Genomic DNA, 17,532 nt, shown 5'->3' with positions numbered 1-17,532 from the left:
CTCTGGATAGAAAGCGCTTGCTGTCACGCTCACCAGTTCATCAGTGGGGCGTACGCGGCGCGGAACCCGTGTACGAAGGGAATGACGTGACACGCAAGACGGTGCGTATCGCCATGAACGGCGTGACGGGGCGCATGGGCTACCGCCAGCACCTCGTCCGCTCGATCCTCGCCCTGCGTGAGCAGGGCGGCCTCGACCTGGGCGACGGCACCGTGCTGTGGCCCGAACCCGTGCTCGTCGGCCGCCGTGAGCACGCCCTGAAGGCGCTCGCCGAGCAGCACGGCCTGGAGTACTGGTCCACGGACGTGGACGAGGTCCTCGCCGACCCGACGATCGATATTTACTTCGACGCGCAGGTCACTTCCGCCCGCGAGGAGGCGCTCAAGAAGGCCATCGCCGCGGGCAAGCACATCTACACCGAGAAGCCGACCGCGACCGGCCTCGACGGCGCCCTGGAGCTGGCCCGCCTCGCGCACGCCGCCGGGATCAAGCACGGCGTCGTCCAGGACAAGCTCTTCCTGCCGGGGCTGCTGAAGCTCAAGCGGCTCATCGACGGCGGCTTCTTCGGGCGGATCCTGTCCATCCGCGGGGAGTTCGGCTACTGGGTCTTCGAGGGCGACTGGCAGCAGGCCCAGCGCCCCTCCTGGAACTACCGCGCCGAGGACGGCGGCGGCATCGTCGTCGACATGTTCCCGCACTGGGAGTACGTCCTGCACGAGCTGTTCGGCCGGGTCACCACCGTCCAGGCGCTCACCGCCACCCACATCCCGCAGCGCTGGGACGAGCAGGACAAGCCCTACGACGCCACGGCCGACGACGCCGCGTACGGCATCTTCGAGCTGGAGGGCGGCGCCATCGCCCAGATCAACTCCTCCTGGGCCGTGCGCGTCAACCGCGACGAACTGGTCGAGTTCCAGGTGGACGGCACGGAGGGCTCGGCGGTGGCCGGGCTGCGCAACTGCCGTGTCCAGCACCGCAGTTCGACACCCAAGCCGGTCTGGAACCCCGACATCCCTGCCACCTACTCCTTCCGCGACCAGTGGCAGGAGATCCCCGACAACGCCGAGTTCGACAACGGCTTCAAGGCCCAGTGGGAGCTGTTCCTGCGGCACGTCTACGCCGACGCGCCCTACCACTGGGACCTCCTGGCCGGCGCCCGCGGCGTCCAGCTCGCCGAACTGGGCCTGAAGTCCTCGGCGGAGGGCCGCCGTCTCGACGTACCGGAGATCTCCCTGTGACCATCCAACTGCCGGCTGGTGATGGACGGTTGAGGGCGTACGAGCCACGCGCCACCCCCCTCGCCCTCACCACCGGAGCCCCCTTCACCTCCCGTACGGTCTTCTCGGCCGCGCACGTCGTCGCCGACCCGTACGCGGACGTCTCGCCGGACTCGCCCGCCGCCGTCGACTGGGACGCGACCCTCGCCTTCCGCCGCCACCTGTGGTCCCACGGGCTCGGCGTCGCCGAGGCGATGGACACCGCACAGCGCGGGATGGGCCTGGACTGGGCGGGCGCGGCGGAGCTGATCCGCCGCTCGGCCGCCGAGGCCAAGGCGGTCGGCGGCCGCATCGCGTGCGGCGTCGGCACGGACCAGCTCACGGGTCCGGCGTCCCTGGCGGAGGTCCGGGCCGCGTACGAGGAGCAGCTCGCCCTCGTCGAGGAGTCGGGCGCCCAGGCGATCCTGATGGCCTCGCGGGCGCTGACGGCGGCCGCGTCCGGCCCCGAGGACTACCTCGACGTCTACGGCCACCTCCTGCGCCAGTCGTCCGACCCCGTGATCCTGCACTGGCTGGGCCCGATGTTCGACCCGGCCCTTGAGGGCTACTGGGGCTCGTCCGACCTGGACGCGGCGACAGAGGTGTTCCTGGAGGTCATCGCCGCGCACCCCGACAAGGTCGACGGCATCAAGGTCTCGCTGCTGGACGCCCAGCGCGAGGTCGACCTCCGCCGCCGCCTCCCCGTCGGCGTCCGCTGCTACACGGGCGACGACTTCAACTACCCCGAGCTGATCGCGGGCGACGAACAGGGCTTCAGCCACGCGCTGCTCGGCATCTTCGACCCGCTGGGCCCGCTGGCGGCGCAGGCGGTACGCGTCCTGGACACCGGCGATGTGAAGGGCTTCCGCGAACTCCTCGACCCCACCGTCGAGTTGTCCCGCCACCTCTTCCAGCCGCCCACCCGCTTCTACAAGACGGGCGTGGTCTTCCTGGCCTGGCTGGCCGGCCACCAGGAGCACTTCACCATGGTCGGCGGCCTCCAGTCGGCGCGCTCGCTCCCGCACTTCGCGCGCGCCTACGAACTGGCCGACACCCTGGGCCTGTTCCCGCACCCGGAGCTCGCCGAGTCCCGCATGAAGAACCTGCTGTCGCTGTACGGAGTGAACCAGTGACCTCTCTCGCGCGTTTCAGCATCAACCAGATGACGGTCAAGCAGCTGTCGATGCCCGAACTGGTCGACATCTGCCTGGAGTTGGGCGTTCCCGGCGTGGGCCTCTGGCGCGAGCCCGTCCAGTCGTACGGCGTCGAGGCGACGGCCAAGCTGGTCCGCGACGCGGGTCTGACGGTGACAACGTTGTGCCGGGGCGGCTTCCTCACGGCCATCGACCCGGCCGAGCGGGCGGCGGCCCTCGCCGACAACCGCCTGGCGATCGACGAGGCGGCCACGCTCGGCACGGACACGCTGGTCCTGGTCTCCGGCGGCCTGCCCACCGGTTCGAAGGACCTGCACGGCGCCCGGGAGCGGATCGCCGACGCGCTCGGAGAGCTGGGCCCGTACGCGGAGGAGCGGGGGGTCAAGCTGGCCATCGAACCGCTCCACCCCATGTACGCCGCCGACCGCTGCGTGGTGTCGACCCTGACCCAGGCCCTGGACCTCGCGGAACGCTTCCCCGCGCACCAGGTCGGCGTCACGGTGGACACGTACCACATCTGGTGGGACGACACGGCCCCCGCCCAGATCGCCCGCGCGGGCGCCACCGGCCGTATCCACACCTTCCAACTCGCCGACTGGACCACCCCGTTGCCCGAGGGCGTCCTCAACGGCCGCGGCCAGATCGGCGACGGCTCGATCGACATGCGCGAGTGGAAGGCGTACGTCGAGGCGGCCGGCTACACCGGTCCCATCGAGGTCGAGCTGTTCAACGACGCGTTGTGGGCGCGGGACGGGCGCGAGGTGCTGGCGGAGACGGCGGCACGGTTCGTGGAACACGTGATCCAGTAAGTCCGTGGGTGGCACGAACACGTCGCGGGCGGCGCACTCACTTCCGGGTGCCGCGTGCCGCCCGCTTCGTCAGGACCGTCAGCAGTACCGGAATCAGGATCTCCTCGACCTTGTCGTCGCCGAGTTCCTGGAGGACGTCGGCCTCAAGGGTCGTACCGGAGTCTTCGCCGATGCCTTCGCCATTGCCTTCGCTCATGCCGGAAACGCTACGTCTGCCCCGGTTTGTCGGCACGCCGAAAAAACTTGAAGAGACCGTGCAACCCTTCCCGTACCTCGCGGGTCGTACTTGGCATCAGGACTTCTGGAGGGGGATCTGGGGGGATCGCGGGGGTTCTGATACGGAGGGGAAAGCCGAGGGGCCCGGTCGACGCATCGGGCCCCTCGAAGTTTTTCCGGCTAGAAGAACACCCCGCAGCGCAGCAGCACATTCGCGTACGGTCGTGCCTCACCGGTGCGTACGACGAGCCGGGCGCCCGCCGACAGGGACTTCAGCTTCTCGTGCGGGACCAGTTCGAGCGCGGGGAAGTGGGCCTCCAGCAGCGCTGTCGCCGCCGGATTCGCCGCGCGGACCTCGTGCGCGGCGGTCGCGCCCTCGATCACCAGCTCGTCCAGCAGCCCGTCCAGCACCTCCGCGAACGACGGCACCCCGGCCCGGAACGCCAGGTCCACCACCCGTGGGCCCACCGGTATCGGCATCCCCGCGTCGCACACCAGGACCTCGTGCCCATGGCCCAACTCGGCGAGCGCGCCCGCGAGATGACGGTTCAGGATTCCGGACTTCCGCACAGGGAGGCCACCTCCTCGGCCGTGGGGAACGACTCCTGCGCACCGGGGCGCGTCACGGCGGCGGCGCCGACCCGGGCCGCGTAACCGGCGGCCTCGGCGAGCGGCTCCCCGAGCCCCAGCCGCCAGGCCAGCGCGGCGGTGAAGGCGTCGCCCGCGCCGGTCGTGTCCACGGCCTCGACCTCCACCGACGGCACCCGGACCCGCGCGCCCGCCCGCTCGGCCACCAGCGCGCCGCCCGCGCCCAGCGTGATGACCACCGAACGCGGACCGAGGGCCAGCAGGGCGGTCGCCCAGTCCTGGGGGGAGTCCCCGAGAGCCGTACCGACGATCACCCGCGCCTCGTGCTCGTTGACGATCAGCGGATCGCAGGCGGCCAGCACCTCGCGCGGCAGCGGGCGCGGCGGCGAGGGGTTCAGTACGAAGCGGCCGTCGGCGGCGAGGTTCCGTACGGTCTCCACGACCGTCTCCAGCGGGATCTCCAGCTGTGCCGAGACCACCCGGGAGGCCTGGAAGAGGCTTCCGGCGGCCCGTACGTCCTCGGGCGTGAGCCGGCCGTTCGCCCCCGGCGAGACCACGATGCTGTTGTCCCCGGACGGGTCCACCGTGATCAGCGCGACCCCGGTGGGCGCCCCGCCGATCAGTACGCCCACGGTGTCGACACCGGCCGCCCGCTGCGAGTCGAGCAGCAGCCGGCCGTGCGCGTCGTCGCCGACCCGGGCCAGCAGGGCCGTACGGGCCCCGAGGCGGGCGGCGGCGACCGCCTGGTTGGCGCCCTTGCCGCCGGGGTGGACGGCGAGGTCGGAGCCGAGCACCGTCTCACCGGCCGCGGGCCTGCGCTCGACCCCGATCACCAGGTCGGCGTTGGCCGATCCCACGACCAGAAGGTCGTAGTCGTACATGAACTGTCTCCCTGTATAGGTGAGTTGAGGCGGCCCGTACGTGGGTCGAGACGGCCGGGCGGTCGGTGTGACCGCCCGGCCGCCCGGCCGCCTGCGTGCGTGTCCGGCTGCCGGCCGGGTCAGCCGCCGAACCCGGCCACGTTCTCCTTGGTGACCACCTTCACCGGCACCATCACCGTCTTCTCGACCTTCTTGCCCTCGGCGGCCTTCAGCGCGTTCTCCACCGCGATCCGGCCGAGCTGCTTGGGCTGCTGGGCGACGGACGCGTACAGCGTGCCCGCCTTGACCGCCGTCAGACCGTCGGGGGTGCCGTCGAAGCCGATGACGGAGACCGACGTGCCCGCCTTGGAGCCGAGCGCCTTGATCGCGCCGAGCGCCATCTCGTCGTTCTCGGCGAAGACGCCCTGGATGTCGGGGTGGGCCTGGAGCAGGTTCGTCATGACGTCGAGGCCCTTGGTGCGGTCGAAGTCGGCCGGCTGCTGGGCGACGACCTCGATGCCGGGGTAGGCCTTCAGACCCTCGGCGAAGCCCGCGCCACGCTCACGGCTCGCGGACGTACCGGCCAGACCCTGAAGGATCACGATCTTGCCCTTGCCGCCCAGCTTCTCGGCCATCGCCTTGGCGCCCAGCTTGCCGCCCGCGATGTTGTCGGAGGCGACGAGCGCGGCCGTGTCCGCCTTGTTCACGCCCCGGTCGACGCCGACGACGGGGATGTCGGCCTTGTTGGCCGCGCGGACCGCCGGGCCCGCCGCGTCCGAGTCCACCGGGTTGACGATGATCGAACCGATGCCGGAACTGGTGAAGTTCTGCAACTGGTTGGCCTGCTGCGAGGCGTCGTTCTGCGCGTCCGTGACGGTCAGGTCCGCGCCGAGCTTCTTGGCCTCCTCCTGCGCACCCGCCTTGATCTGTACGAAGAAGGGGTTGTTCAGCGTGGAGAGGGACAGGCCCAGCTTCGGCGTGGTCGCCGCGGACGAGCTGGTGTGCAGGAAGGACATCGCGCCCACGAGCGCGGTCGCGACCACGGCGGCGATCACGTACGTGGCCGCCTGCTTGCCCTTGCCGCCGCCTGAAGTGCCGACAGCCACCGGAGCCGCCCCGGCCTTGCGCCGCACCGTGTCGAGCAGCACCGCCAGCGCGATCACGACACCGATGACGACCTGCTGCCAGAACGCCGACACGGACAGGAGGTTCAGCCCGTTGCGCAGCACCGCCAGGATCAGCGCGCCGATCAGCGTCCCGGACGCCTTGCCCGTGCCGCCCGCCAGCGAGGCGCCGCCGATGACGACCGCGGCGATCGCGTCGAGCTCGTAGCCCTGCGCGGCCTGCGGCTGCGCGGAGGAGAGCCGGGAGGCGAGGACGATGCCCGCGGCGGCCGCGAAGAGACCGGAGAGGGCGTAGATCGCGAGCTTCTGCTTCTTCACCCGCAGGCCGGAGAGGCGCGCGGCCTCCTCGTTGCCGCCGATCGCGTACATGGAGCGGCCGATGTACGTACGGCCCAGGATCACGGCGGTGATCAGGCCCATGACGACCATCACGAGGACCGGCACCGGAAGCCAGCCGCCCAGCGTGTCACCCAGGTGCGAGACCGAGCCGGGGAAGGCGATCGGGCTGCCCTGCGAGATGACCAGGGAGAGACCGCGGCCCACCGAGAGCATGGCGAGGGTCGCGATGAACGGCGGCAGCTTCCCGTAGGAGATCAGCACACCGTTGACCAGGCCGCACGCTATGCCGGTGGCGACCGCGAGGAGCACCGCGATCCAGACGGGGACGCCCTCCGAAGTCGCCATCCAGGCGAGGACGGTGGCCGACAGCGCGGCGACCGAGCCGACCGACAGGTCGATGCCGGCCGAGACGATCACGAAGGTGACGCCGAAGGCGAGGATGGCGGTGACGGCCGCCTGGACGCCGATGTTGAGCAGGTTGTCCGTCGTCAGGAAGTCGCCGGACAGCGCCGACATCGCGATGACGAGGGCGATGAGCGCGGTGAGCGCCCCGTTGTCGAGCAGGAGGCGGCGGACCGCCGAGGCGCCACTCGCGCCCGTCGTGCTCTTGAGCGTGTCAGTGGCCACGGGAGCCCTCCACAGCGGTAGTTGCATGGGTTGGTGTGCTGACGGCGAGTGCCATCACGGAGTCCTGGGTGGCCTCGGCCGCGGACAGTTCGCCGGCGATCCGGCCCTGCGCCATCACCAGCACCCGGTCGCTCATGCCGAGCACCTCGGGCAGATCGCTGGAGATCATCAGGACGGCGGCACCGGCGGCCGTCAGCTCGTTGACGAGCTGGTAGATCTCGACCTTGGCGCCGACGTCGATGCCACGGGTCGGCTCGTCGAGGATCAGCACCTTGGTGTCGGCGAGCAGCCACTTGCCGATGACGACCTTCTGCTGGTTGCCGCCGGACAGGGTGCGGACGTGCTGGCCGAGGCCCGCCATCCGGACGCCGAGCTGCCCGGCGATCCGCGCGGCGGACTCCCGCTGGCCCTTGAGGTCGACGAGTCCGCCACGGGTCGCCGCCCGCAGGGTGACCAGGCCGAGGTTCTCCTCGACGGACGCGTCGAGCACGAGCCCCTGGCCCTTGCGGTCCTCGGGGACGAGCCCGATACCGGCCTCCATCGCGGCGTTCACGTCATGGCGGCGCAGCTCGGCACCGGCCACCTTCACGGCGCCCTTGTCGTACGGGTCGGCGCCGAAGACGGCCCGGACCACCTCCGTACGTCCGGCCCCCACGAGCCCGGCGATGCCGACGACCTCACCGGCCCGCACCTCGAAGCTGACGTCGTGGAAGACCCCGTCACGGGTCAGCCCCTCGACGGTCAGCAGCGCGGACCCGGAGCCGTCGTCACCGTGGGCACGCTCGCGCGGATACTGCTGCTCGATGGACCGGCCCACCATGAGGCGTACGAGTTCGTCCTCGGAGGCGGAGGCCGGGACCTGCCCGACGCTCTTGCCGTCGCGGATGACCGTGACGCGGTCCCCCAGGGCGGCAATTTCCTCCAGGTGGTGGGTGATGAAGACGATGCCGACACCGTCCTCGCGCAGCTGGCGCACGATGGTGAAGAGTTTTTCGACCTCTTCGGAGGTGAGCACCGCGGTCGGCTCGTCCATGATCAGGACGCGTGCGTTCAGGCTCAGGGCCTTCGCGATCTCGACCATCTGGAGGCGTGCGATACCGAGTTCACGCACCCGCGCGCGTGGGGACACGTTCACCCCGACGCGTTCGAGCAGTTCGGCGGCCTCGGCCTCCATCGTCTTGCGGTCGATCATCCCGAAGCGGCGCGGCTGCCGGCCCAGGAAGATGTTCTCGGCGACCGTCAGATCGGGAACGAGATTGAACTCCTGGTAGATGGTGGCGATCCCGAGGCGCTCGGAGTCCTGTGCGCCATGGATGCGCACCTCCTCGCCGCCGACCAGGATCCGCCCCGCGTCGGGGCGGTAGGCGCCGGAGAGCATCTTGATGAGGGTGCTCTTGCCCGCGCCGTTCTCACCGAGCAGCACATGCACCTCGCCCCGGCGCAGACCGAAGTCGACGCCGTCGAGCGCGACCACGCCGGGGAAGGCCTTGCGTATGCCTTCGATGCGCAGCAACTCGTCCTGGTTGCTCACGACTTACTCCTGTTCGTTACGGGGGAGTGCGGGACGGTGGCCGGCTCGCCGCACGAGCGGCGTACGACGAGATGGGCGGGGAGGGTGACGGACCGCGGGGGCCGCCCCTCGATACGGTCGATCAGGGCGCGTACGGCGGCCCTGCCCAGCTCGCCCGTCGGCTGGGCGATCGCCGTGATCGGCGGATCGGTGTGCACGAACCACGGGATGTCGTCGAAGGCGGCGAGCGAGATGTCCTCGGGGACCCGCAACCCGCGCGCGCGGATGGCGTCCAGCGCGCCGAGCGCCATCAGGTTGTCGGCGGCGAAGACGACCTCGGGCGGCTCGGGCAGGTCGAGGAACCCCTCGGTGACCCGCCGTCCGCTCTCGGCCTGGAAGTCGCCCTGGCCTATGTAGACGTCCGGGAGGGGAATCCCGTACTCGGCCAGGGCTTCCCGGAAGGCCTCGACGCGCTCGCTGCCGGTGGTGGTCGCCGCCGGGCCCGCGATGATCGCGAGCCTGCGATGCCCCAGACCGTGCAGATGGGCGACGAGATCCCGTACGGCCGCACGCCCGTCCGCCCGCACGACGGGCACGTCCACGCCCGGGATCCAGCGGTCCACGAAGACCATCGGCGTCCCCGCGCGCGCGGCGTCCAGCATTCCGGGGGAGCCGCCGTCGGTGGGGGAGACGAGGAGGCCGTCGATGCGCCGGTCCAGCAGGGTCCGTACGTGGTGGTCCTGGAGGTCGGGCCGCTCGTCGGCGTTGCCGATGATGACGCTGTAGCCGAGGGCGCGGGCCTCCTCCTCGACGGAGCGGGCCAGCTCGGTGAAGTACGGGTTGAGTACGTCGCTGATGACCAGGCCGAGGGTGCGGGTCTGGTCGGTGCGCAGGGAGCGGGCGACGGCGTTCGGGCGGTAGCCCAGGGTCTGTACGGCGGCCAGCACGCGGGTGCGTGCGTCTTCGCTGACCGACGGATGATCGTTCAGGACGCGCGAGACCGTGGCGACGGATACGCCGGCCTCCGCGGCAACGTCCTTGATGCTCGCCATCGCCGCTCCACCTCCTCGTGGAATCGATTACATGGAGGATTGGAATCGATTACACGGCCGTTGACAAGCCCTCGAAACCGGATCGTGATGAAGTTGTCCACAGCGTCCGCGCGCTGTCAGCGGCGGGCGGTAGCGTCGGATCATGTCCAATCAGGCGGGGAGCCGACCGGTACATCTGGCGGTGGTCGAGGGCGTACTGGAGCGCATCACGTACGCCAACGAGGAGAACGGGTACACGGTCGCCCGGGTAGACACCGGCAAAGGCGCCGCCGACCTGCTCACCGTCGTGGGCTCACTGCTCGGCGCCCAGGTCGGCGAGTCGCTCCGCATGGAGGGCCGCTGGGGCTCCCACCCGCAGTACGGCAAGCAGTTCACGGTGGAGAACTACACGACGGTGCTCCCCGCCACCGTCCAGGGCATCCGCCGCTATCTCGGCTCCGGCCTGGTCAAGGGCATCGGCCCGGTCTTCGCCGACCGCATCACCCAGCACTTCGGCATCGACACCCTCCAGATCATCGAGGAGGAGCCGAAGCGGCTCATCGAGGTTCCGGGCCTCGGCCCCAAGCGCACCAAGAAGATCGCCGACGCCTGGGAGGAGCAGAAGGCGATCAAGGAGGTCATGCTCTTCCTCCAGACCGTCGAGGTGTCCACCTCCATCGCGGTCCGCATCTACAAGAAGTACGGCGACGCGTCGATCTCCGTCGTCAAGAACCAGCCCTACCGCCTCGCGGCCGACGTCTGGGGCATCGGCTTCCTCACCGCCGACAAGATCGCCCAGTCCGTCGGCATCCCGCACGACAGCCCGGAGCGCGTGAAGGCAGGCCTTCAGTACGCCCTTTCGCAGTCCACCGACCAGGGTCACTGCTACCTCCCCGAGGAGCGGCTGATCGCCGACGCGGTCAAGCTGCTCCAGGTGGACACGGGCCTGGTCATCGAGTGCCTCGCCGAGCTGGCGGCGCCGGGGGAGGACGGCGAGGACCCCGGTGTCGTACGCGAGAAGGTGCCGAGCGCCGACGGCGGCGACCCGGTGACCGCCGTCTACCTGGTCCCCTTCCACCGCGCCGAACTCTCCCTCTCCGCCCAGCTCCTGCGCCTCCTGCGCACCGACCAGGACCGGATGCCCGGCTTCCACGACGTGGCCTGGGACAAGGCGCTGACCTGGCTGAAGGGGCGTACGGGCGCGGAGTTGGCGCCCGGCCAGGAGGAGGCCGTCAGGCTCGCGCTCACCAAGAAGGTCGCCGTCCTCACCGGAGGCCCGGGCTGCGGCAAGTCGTTCACGGTCCGCTCGATCGTGGAGCTGGCGCGCGCGAAGCGGGCGAAGGTCGTCCTGGCCGCCCCCACGGGCCGCGCCGCCAAGCGCCTCGCCGAGCTGACCGGCGCCGAGGCCTCCACCGTGCACCGGCTCCTGGAGCTCAAGCCGGGCGGCGACGCGGCGTACGACAAGGACCGGCCGCTGGACGCCGACCTGGTGGTCGTGGACGAGGCCTCCATGCTCGACCTCCTGCTCGCCAACAAGCTGGTCAAGGCGGTCGCTCCGGGCGCCCATCTGCTGTTCGTGGGAGACGTCGACCAACTCCCCAGCGTGGGCGCCGGCGAGGTGCTCCGGGACCTGCTCGCGGACGGCGGCCCCATCCCCTGCGTCCGTCTGACCCAGGTCTTCCGCCAGGCCCAGCAGTCCGGGGTGGTGACGAACGCGCACCGGATCAACTCCGGGCAGCACCCCGTCACCGACGGCATGAAGGACTTCTTCCTTTTCGTCGAGGACGACACCGAGGAGGCGGGACGGCTCACGGTGGATGTGGCGGCCCGGCGGATTCCGGCCAAGTTCGGGCTCGACCCGCGCCGGGACGTACAGGTGCTCGCGCCCATGCACCGGGGCCCCGCCGGCGCCGGCAACCTCAACGGCCTGCTCCAGCAGGCGATCACGCCCGGCCGTCCGGACCTCGCCGAGAAGCGCTTCGGCGGCCGGGTCTTCCGTGTCGGCGACAAGGTCACCCAGATTCGCAACAATTACGAGAAGGGCAAGAACGGTGTCTTCAACGGCACCGTGGGCGTTGTCACCTCGCTCGATCCGGTCGAACAGCGCCTGACGGTGCTGACGGACGAGGACGAGGAGGTTCCGTACGAATTCGACGAACTGGACGAACTGGCCCACGCGTACGCCGTGACCATCCACCGCTCCCAGGGCAGCGAATACCCGGCCGTGGTGATCCCGGTCACCACCGGAGCCTGGATGATGCTTCAGCGGAACCTGCTGTACACGGCGGTGACCCGCGCCAAGAAGCTGGTCGTGCTCGTCGGTTCACGCAAGGCGATAGGCCAGGCGGTGCGCACGGTGTCGGCCGGACGGCGTTGCACGGCACTCGACTTCCGCCTCTCGGGCTCGTGACCTGACGCATCGGCGAGGCATCACAAAAAATGATCGATCAAATGAGTCACGAAGGTCACAGAGCACTTCCAGATGCGGGACGAACGGGGCAGGATGAGCAGGTTGGCGGCACTGAGTGCCGCCAATAGGCCCAATGGTCGACCCCGAGTGCACTCTCCAGGGCCAAATGGGGGATGGTAGAGACAGTCAGGGCACCTCGAAGAAGAGGCACAACGTCGGTGAGGGATGACGTGAGCGACAACTCTGTAGTACTGCGGTTCGGCGACGGCGAGTACACCTACCCGGTGATCGACAGCACCGTCGGCGACAAGGGCTTCGACATCGGGAAGCTCCGCGCCCAGACCGGGCTGGTGACTCTGGACAGCGGGTACGGCAACACCGCCGCCTATAAATCCGCGATCACCTACCTCGACGGTGAGCAGGGCATCCTCCGGTACCGCGGCTACCCGATCGAGCAGCTGGCCGAGCGCTCCACCTTCCTTGAGGTGGCCTCTCTGCTGATCAACGGCGAGCTGCCGAACGTGGACGAGCTGTCCACCTTCAGGAACGAGATCACGCAGCACACCCTGCTGCACGAGGACGTCAAGCGCTTCTTCCAGGGCTTCCCGCGCGACGCCCACCCGATGGCGATGCTGTCGTCGGTGGTCAGTGCCCTGTCGACGTTCTACCAGGACAGCCACAACCCGTTCGACGAGAAGCAGCGTCACCTCTCGACGATCCGCCTTCTCGCCAAGCTTCCGACGATCGCTGCGTACGCCTACAAGAAGTCGATCGGTCACCCCTTCGTCTACCCGCGCAACGACCTCGGGTACGTCGAGAACTTCCTGCGCATGACCTTCTCGGTCCCCGCTCAGGAGTACGACCTCGACCCGGTCGTCGTCGCCGCGCTCGAGAAGCTGCTGATCCTGCACGCGGACCACGAGCAGAACTGTTCGACCTCCACCGTGCGTCTGGTCGGCTCCTCGCAGGCGAACATGTTCGCCTCGATCTCCGCCGGCATCTCCGCCCTGTGGGGCCCGCTGCACGGTGGCGCCAACCAGTCCGTGCTGGAGATGCTGGAGGGCATCCAGGCCTCCGGCGGCGACGTCGACTCCTTCATCCGCAAGGTGAAGAACAAGGAGGACGGCGTCCGTCTGATGGGCTTCGGCCACCGCGTCTACAAGAACTTCGACCCCCGCGCGAAGATCATCAAGGCGGCCGCGCACGACGTCCTCTCGGCGCTCGGCAAGTCCGACGAGCTGCTGGACATCGCGCTCAAGCTGGAGGAGCACGCGCTCTCCGACGACTACTTCGTCTCGCGCAGCCTCTACCCGAACGTGGACTTCTACACCGGCCTGATCTACCGCGCTATGGGCTTCCCGACCGAGATGTTCACGGTCCTCTTCGCCCTCGGCCGCCTCCCGGGCTGGATCGCCCAGTGGCACGAGATGATCAAGGAGCCCGGCTCCCGCATCGGCCGCCCGCGCCAGATCTACACGGGCGTCGTCGAGCGCGACTTCGTCCCGGTCGAGGGTCGCTGAGCCTCGTACGAGGGGCTCGCTGAGCTCCGTACAGAAGCAGAAAAACGGAAAGCGCCCTGCTACCAGTCCCCCCACGGGCTGGCAGTCAGGGCGCTTTCCTTGTCCCGGTGCGGATTCCCCCCACGGGATCCGGCCGGGCGTCGGTGGGCAGCGCCTGAATCGCTGCGACGTGCTGCGAGCTAAACGAGCAAAACTCGCTGTCCTGCGGTGCGGTCTGCCGGGACGCGCACGACGGGAGGGCCGCTCAAAGCTCCCCGGTGTACGTGCCCCGGCAACGCAATTTCCGGGAACGTCCCCCAAGACATCCCCAGATGTCAGTCACGCCCCCCAAGACGCTTCTGACACCGCCAACTTAGACTCACGAACCCCTTCGGTGGTTACGTTCACATCACTGTGATCTGCGTCTCTTGCAAATGTCCTGAAGATACGCAAGAGCCCCGATACGACAATCGGGACCCAAGCGTAAGGAAGATGCGCGAGCCTTGTGAAGAGCTTATGTGAGGCTGTCGTTGGACTCTAGGGGGACTCTTACCCCGACGTCATGAGAATGCCCTGAGCCGAAGGCTGTTCGTCACCACGAACACCGACGAGAAGGCCATCGCGGCCCCCGCGATCATCGGGTTCAGCAGACCGGCCGCGGCCAGCGGCAGCGCCGCCACGTTGTATCCGAAGGCCCAGACCAGGTTTCCCTTGATCGTGGAGAGGGTCCGCCGCGACAGCCGGATCGCGTCCGCCGCCACCCGCAGATCCCCGCGCACCAGCGTCAGGTCGCTCGCCTCGATCGCCGCGTCCGTGCCCGTACCCATCGCCAGGCCCAGGTCGGCGGTGGCCAGCGCCGCCGCGTCGTTGACCCCGTCGCCGACCATGGCGACGGTGCGGCCCTCGCCCTGCAGCCGCTTGATCACGTCGACCTTGTCCTCGGGCAGCACCTCCGCGATCACGTCCGCGGGGTCGATGCCGACGGTACGCGCCACGGCCTGTGCGACCGCCCGGTTGTCGCCGGTGAGCAGAACCGGCGTGAGCCCCAGGGCGCGCAGCGCGCGCACGGCCTCCGCGCTGGTCTCCTTGATCGCGTCGGCGACGGTCAGGACACCGAGTGCCGCGCCGTCCCGGGCGACCACGACGGCCGTACGCCCTTCCGTCTCGGCCGCGGCCTTGGCGCGGGCCAGCCCCTCCGGGAGCACCTCCAGGAACCGGCCCACCGTGACGTCATGACCGTCCACGCGCCCGCGGACGCCACGCCCCGGCACGTTCGCGAAGTCCTCCACCACCGGAAACGCCCCAGCGCGCTCCTGAGCGCCCGCCGCGACGGCCTGGGCAATGGGATGCTCCGAGGCGTGTTCCAGGGCGCCGGCGAGCCGCAGGACGTCCTTCTCGGCGGCGCCGTCGACGACGTACACCTCTTGAAGTTTCATTCGTCCTGTCGTCACCGTCCCGGTCTTGTCCAGGACGACGGTGTCGACGCGGCGCGTGGACTCCAGGACCTCGGGTCCCTTGATGAGGATGCCGAGCTGGGCGCCGCGTCCCGTGCCGACCATCAGGGCGGTCGGCGTGGCCAGGCCCAGCGCGCACGGGCAGGCGATGATCAGTACCGCGACGGCCGCGGTGAAGGCGGCGACCGTGTCGCCCGTGACCGCGAGCCAGACCCCGAACGTGCCGAGCGCGAGCAGCAGCACCACCGGCACGAAGATCCCGGAGATCCGGTCGGCGAGCCGCTGCACCTCCGCCTTGCCGTTCTGTGCGTCCTCGACGAGCCGCGCCATCCGCGCGAGTTGGGTGTCGGCGCCGACCCGGGTGGCCTCGACAACGAGCCGGCCCCCGGCGTTCACGGTCGCGCCGGTCACCGCGTCGCCGACGGTCACGTCCACCGGCACCGACTCGCCCGTCAGCATGGAGGCGTCGACGGCGGAGTATCCCTCCACCACCGTCCCGTCGGTGGCGATCTTCTCGCCGGGCCGTACGACGAAACGGTCGCCGGCCGCGAGCTGCGCAACGGGGACACGGACCTCACGGCCGTCGCGGAGCACGGCCACGTCCTTCGCGCCCAGCTCCATCAGCGCCCGCAGCGCCGCCCCCGCGCGCCGCTTGGAGCGGGCCTCCAGATAGCGGCCGAGCAGGATGAACGCGACGACACCGGCGGCGACTTCGAGATAGACAGTCGAGGCCCCGTCCGTGCGCGAGACGGTGAGGTCGAAGCCGTGCCGCATGCCCGGCATCCCGGCGTCCCCGAAGAACAGCGCCCACAGGGACCAGCCGAACGCGGCGAGCGTGCCGACCGAGACCAGCGTGTCCATGGTGGCCGCGCCGTGCCGTGCGTTGGTGAACGCCGCCCGGTGGAAGGGCAGTCCGCCCCAGACGACGACGGGCGCGGCGAGCGTCAGCGAGAGCCACTGCCAGTTGTCGAACTGGAGGGCCGGGACCATCGACAGCAGGACGACGGGGAGGGCGAGGAGGGCGGAGACGGTGAGGCGTTCGCGCAGGGAGACGAGTTCTGGGTCGAGCTCCTCGGCCGCGTCCTCGGCCGCGTCCTCGATCGGTTCGGGCGGCGGGGGCTCCTCGGCCGTGTATCCCGTCTTCACCACGGTGGCGATCAGATCGGCGACCTGTACCCCCGCGGGGTAGGAGACCTTCGCCTTCTCCGTCGCGTAGTTGACCGTGGCGGTGACGCCGTCCATGCGGTTGAGCTTCTTCTCGACGCGGGCCGCGCAGGAGGCGCAGGTCATTCCGCCGATCGTGAGTTCGACTTCCGAGGTCGTGCCTATGGATGTGTCGGCGAGGGTGCTGGTCACGTCCGTACTCCAGGGAGAGGACCGGGCCATGCGGAGCCAGTATCAGCTGGTCGGCACGGCCCGGTGCGGAGGAGGTGCTGCAAAGGAGCTGACTGCTCAGGCCTTGTCGACGAGCTCGAAGCCCGCCTCGTCGACCGCGGCGCGCACGGCGGCCTCGTCGAGCGGCGCGGCGGAGACGACGGTGACCTCGCCGGTGGAGGCCACGGCCTTCACCGAGCTGACGCCGGCGATGCCGGAGATCTCGCCGGAGACGGAGCCTTCACAGTGCCCGCAGCTCATCCCGCTGACCTGGTAGACGGTCGTGACGGATCCCGGGGTGTCGGTCTGCGCGCTCATGGCGTACTCCTCATCGAGGCGTGTGGGGCTTGGGAGACCCAGACTATACCCCTAGGGGGTATTTCTCCAAGTAGGGTCACGGCGTGCCGGCGAGCGCACCCAGGCGATCCCGGCGGGCGAGACGAGCACCATGCCGCCGACCGGGAACAGCGTGAAGAGATGTTCCTGCTCGTCGGTGGGCCGCGGCATATAGCCCTGCCCGAAGAGCGTCCTGTCGAGCCCCGTACTGGTCAGCCGCGCCACCAGCCGGAGCGCGATGCCGTGCGTCGAGTCCGTAAGGTGTCGCGCGCAAGTCGCACGGGCGAACATCGCACGATCGTGCGAACGGCGGGCTGAGTGTGGGCTTGTCCGGCGAGGCGTGTGTAGGTAAGGGATACCGCCCGTCCGGGACGGACCGCATGCGCGATGTGCGTCGCCGCTCGGGATGCGAAAGCGGTGGACCAGTGCGCCCAAGACCGTTCGGGGTGTGCCTACGGGTCGGGACTCGTTTCTGCCCGTTGTCCAGGAACGGTGGAGCAGGTAGTACTCCCATCGGGGGCACCGAGTGCACCGCCTGCCAGGAAGTAGTTGAACGCGGCCACGCGCCGAGGTCCCGGCCTGTGCCGCTCGTACGCCCAGAGGGCGAAGGTGACGGGGACCAGGAAGCTGCCGAGCAGGATCAGGGTCGGCAGCAGCGTGGTGTTCTTCGTCGCGTACGTGACGAGCGCGGTCAGCGCCCAGAGCGCGAGCCCGATGCCCAGGCGGCGCCTCCACAGTCCGGCGCGGATCCGGGGGTACGACTGCGGGGGCTGCTGGGGTCCGGGAATGCGGGCCCGGGGTGCACCGGGCGGCTGATTCTGGGTCACGGCTCATCTCTCGGGTTCGGACAGGTCAATTTGTCCGAACCCTATGGTGAATGCCGGCTATGTCGCAGTCCGGGGCGCCCATTCTGATCATGTCCATCAGGGTGCTCGCCCCACTGCC

General features: G+C 69.7%; 14 protein-coding genes and 1 pseudogene. 5 read left to right on the top strand and 10 right to left on the bottom strand.

All coding sequences use genetic code 11. The annotated features are described in order from the left end of the window. The first annotated feature begins 86 nt into the window (after positions 1 to 86). The 3 genes from AB5J50_RS18845 to AB5J50_RS18835 are packed head-to-tail and all read left to right on the top strand — an operon-like array spanning position 87 to position 3,219. On the top strand, positions 87 to 1,238 hold the full coding sequence (locus tag AB5J50_RS18845; protein ID WP_369259534.1) for a Gfo/Idh/MocA family protein: 1,152 nt from the start codon (positions 87 to 89) through the stop codon (positions 1,236 to 1,238). After that, the gene (locus tag AB5J50_RS18840) at positions 1,235 to 2,389 is read left to right on the top strand and encodes a dihydrodipicolinate synthase family protein (protein WP_327428873.1); all 1,155 of its coding nucleotides are present in this window, start codon (positions 1,235 to 1,237) and stop codon (positions 2,387 to 2,389) included. The genes AB5J50_RS18845 and AB5J50_RS18840 overlap by 4 nt, the downstream gene beginning before the upstream one ends. Then, positions 2,386 to 3,219 carry a sugar phosphate isomerase/epimerase family protein gene (locus AB5J50_RS18835; RefSeq protein ID WP_369259532.1) on the top strand — a complete coding sequence of 278 codons (834 nt, stop codon included), beginning with the start codon at positions 2,386 to 2,388 and terminating at the stop codon, positions 3,217 to 3,219. The genes AB5J50_RS18840 and AB5J50_RS18835 overlap by 4 nt, the downstream gene beginning before the upstream one ends. A 37-nt stretch (positions 3,220 to 3,256) precedes the next feature. On the opposite strand, the gene AB5J50_RS18830 is transcribed toward AB5J50_RS18835, so the two are convergent. The 6 genes from AB5J50_RS18830 to AB5J50_RS18805 all read right to left on the bottom strand — a co-directional run bounded on the left by AB5J50_RS18830 (position 3,257) and on the right by AB5J50_RS18805 (position 9,535). Next, the gene (locus tag AB5J50_RS18830) at positions 3,257 to 3,415 is read right to left on the bottom strand and encodes a hypothetical protein (RefSeq protein WP_369259530.1); all 159 of its coding nucleotides are present in this window, start codon (positions 3,413 to 3,415) and stop codon (positions 3,257 to 3,259) included. A 200-nt stretch (positions 3,416 to 3,615) separates the two neighbouring features. Continuing rightward, positions 3,616 to 4,005, bottom strand: a complete 390-nt coding sequence (gene rbsD / locus AB5J50_RS18825; RefSeq protein WP_369259528.1) for a D-ribose pyranase — start codon at positions 4,003 to 4,005, stop codon at positions 3,616 to 3,618. Next, complete coding sequence (locus AB5J50_RS18820) at positions 3,984 to 4,904, bottom strand: ribokinase (RefSeq protein ID WP_369259526.1); 921 nt, start codon at positions 4,902 to 4,904, stop codon at positions 3,984 to 3,986. Before AB5J50_RS18820 ends, rbsD begins: the two co-directional genes overlap by 22 nt. A gap of 119 nt (positions 4,905 to 5,023) precedes the next feature. Next, positions 5,024 to 6,973 (bottom strand): substrate-binding domain-containing protein, encoded by a 1,950-nt coding sequence (locus AB5J50_RS18815; RefSeq protein WP_369259524.1) that lies wholly within the window; start codon positions 6,971 to 6,973, stop codon positions 5,024 to 5,026. Beyond that, positions 6,963 to 8,504 (bottom strand): sugar ABC transporter ATP-binding protein, encoded by a 1,542-nt coding sequence (locus AB5J50_RS18810; protein WP_369259522.1) that lies wholly within the window; start codon positions 8,502 to 8,504, stop codon positions 6,963 to 6,965. Before AB5J50_RS18810 ends, AB5J50_RS18815 begins: the two co-directional genes overlap by 11 nt. Beyond that, positions 8,501 to 9,535, bottom strand: coding sequence for a LacI family DNA-binding transcriptional regulator (locus tag AB5J50_RS18805; protein ID WP_369259520.1), 1,035 nt, complete (start codon positions 9,533 to 9,535; stop codon positions 8,501 to 8,503). Before AB5J50_RS18805 ends, AB5J50_RS18810 begins: the two co-directional genes overlap by 4 nt. A 142-nt stretch (positions 9,536 to 9,677) precedes the next feature. On the opposite strand from AB5J50_RS18805, the gene AB5J50_RS18800 reads away from it, so the two are divergent. Further along, the gene (locus AB5J50_RS18800) at positions 9,678 to 11,924 is read left to right on the top strand and encodes an ATP-dependent RecD-like DNA helicase (RefSeq protein WP_369259518.1); all 2,247 of its coding nucleotides are present in this window, start codon (positions 9,678 to 9,680) and stop codon (positions 11,922 to 11,924) included. Positions 11,925 to 12,154: 230 nt separating this feature from the next. Continuing rightward, positions 12,155 to 13,444, top strand: a complete 1,290-nt coding sequence (locus AB5J50_RS18795; protein ID WP_369259516.1) for a citrate synthase — start codon at positions 12,155 to 12,157, stop codon at positions 13,442 to 13,444. A 539-nt stretch (positions 13,445 to 13,983) separates the two neighbouring features. Here the strand turns inward: AB5J50_RS18795 and AB5J50_RS18790 are convergent. The 4 genes and pseudogenes from AB5J50_RS18790 to AB5J50_RS18775 all read right to left on the bottom strand — a co-directional run. Then, positions 13,984 to 16,263, bottom strand: coding sequence for a heavy metal translocating P-type ATPase (locus tag AB5J50_RS18790; RefSeq protein ID WP_369259514.1), 2,280 nt, complete (start codon positions 16,261 to 16,263; stop codon positions 13,984 to 13,986). Positions 16,264 to 16,329: 66 nt separating this feature from the next. After that, a complete protein-coding gene (locus AB5J50_RS18785) occupies positions 16,330 to 16,569 on the bottom strand; it encodes a heavy-metal-associated domain-containing protein (protein ID WP_327428862.1) in 240 nt (79 codons plus the stop codon). A gap of 51 nt (positions 16,570 to 16,620) precedes the next feature. Continuing rightward, the gene (locus tag AB5J50_RS18780; protein WP_369259511.1) at positions 16,621 to 16,878 is read right to left on the bottom strand and encodes a hypothetical protein; all 258 of its coding nucleotides are present in this window, start codon (positions 16,876 to 16,878) and stop codon (positions 16,621 to 16,623) included. A 290-nt stretch (positions 16,879 to 17,168) separates the two neighbouring features. Further along, a pseudogene (locus tag AB5J50_RS18775) lies at positions 17,169 to 17,414 on the bottom strand (PrsW family intramembrane metalloprotease); the annotation flags it as partial. Positions 17,415 to 17,532 lie beyond the last annotated feature (118 nt).

The sequence above is a fragment of the Streptomyces sp. R35 genome (genome assembly GCF_041053035.1).
GTDB classification, from domain to species: Bacteria; Actinomycetota; Actinomycetes; order Streptomycetales; family Streptomycetaceae; genus Streptomyces; species Streptomyces lutosisoli.
Note: the sequence above shows the minus strand (reverse complement) of the source record. Positions and strands in the feature narration are given on the sequence as shown.

Coding starts and splice junctions, on each gene's coding strand:
- AB5J50_RS18820 (WP_369259526.1), bottom strand. CDS start 4,904: ATGTACGACTACGACCTTCTGGTCGTGGGATCGGCCAACGCCGACCTG.
- AB5J50_RS18780 (WP_369259511.1), bottom strand. CDS start 16,878: ATGTTCGCCCGTGCGACTTGCGCGCGACACCTTACGGACTCGACGCAC.
- AB5J50_RS18805 (WP_369259520.1), bottom strand. CDS start 9,535: ATGGCGAGCATCAAGGACGTTGCCGCGGAGGCCGGCGTATCCGTCGCC.
- AB5J50_RS18830 (WP_369259530.1), bottom strand. CDS start 3,415: ATGAGCGAAGGCAATGGCGAAGGCATCGGCGAAGACTCCGGTACGACC.
- AB5J50_RS18785 (WP_327428862.1), bottom strand. CDS start 16,569: ATGAGCGCGCAGACCGACACCCCGGGATCCGTCACGACCGTCTACCAG.
- AB5J50_RS18790 (WP_369259514.1), bottom strand. CDS start 16,263: ATGGCCCGGTCCTCTCCCTGGAGTACGGACGTGACCAGCACCCTCGCC.
- AB5J50_RS18800 (WP_369259518.1), top strand. CDS start 9,678: ATGTCCAATCAGGCGGGGAGCCGACCGGTACATCTGGCGGTGGTCGAG.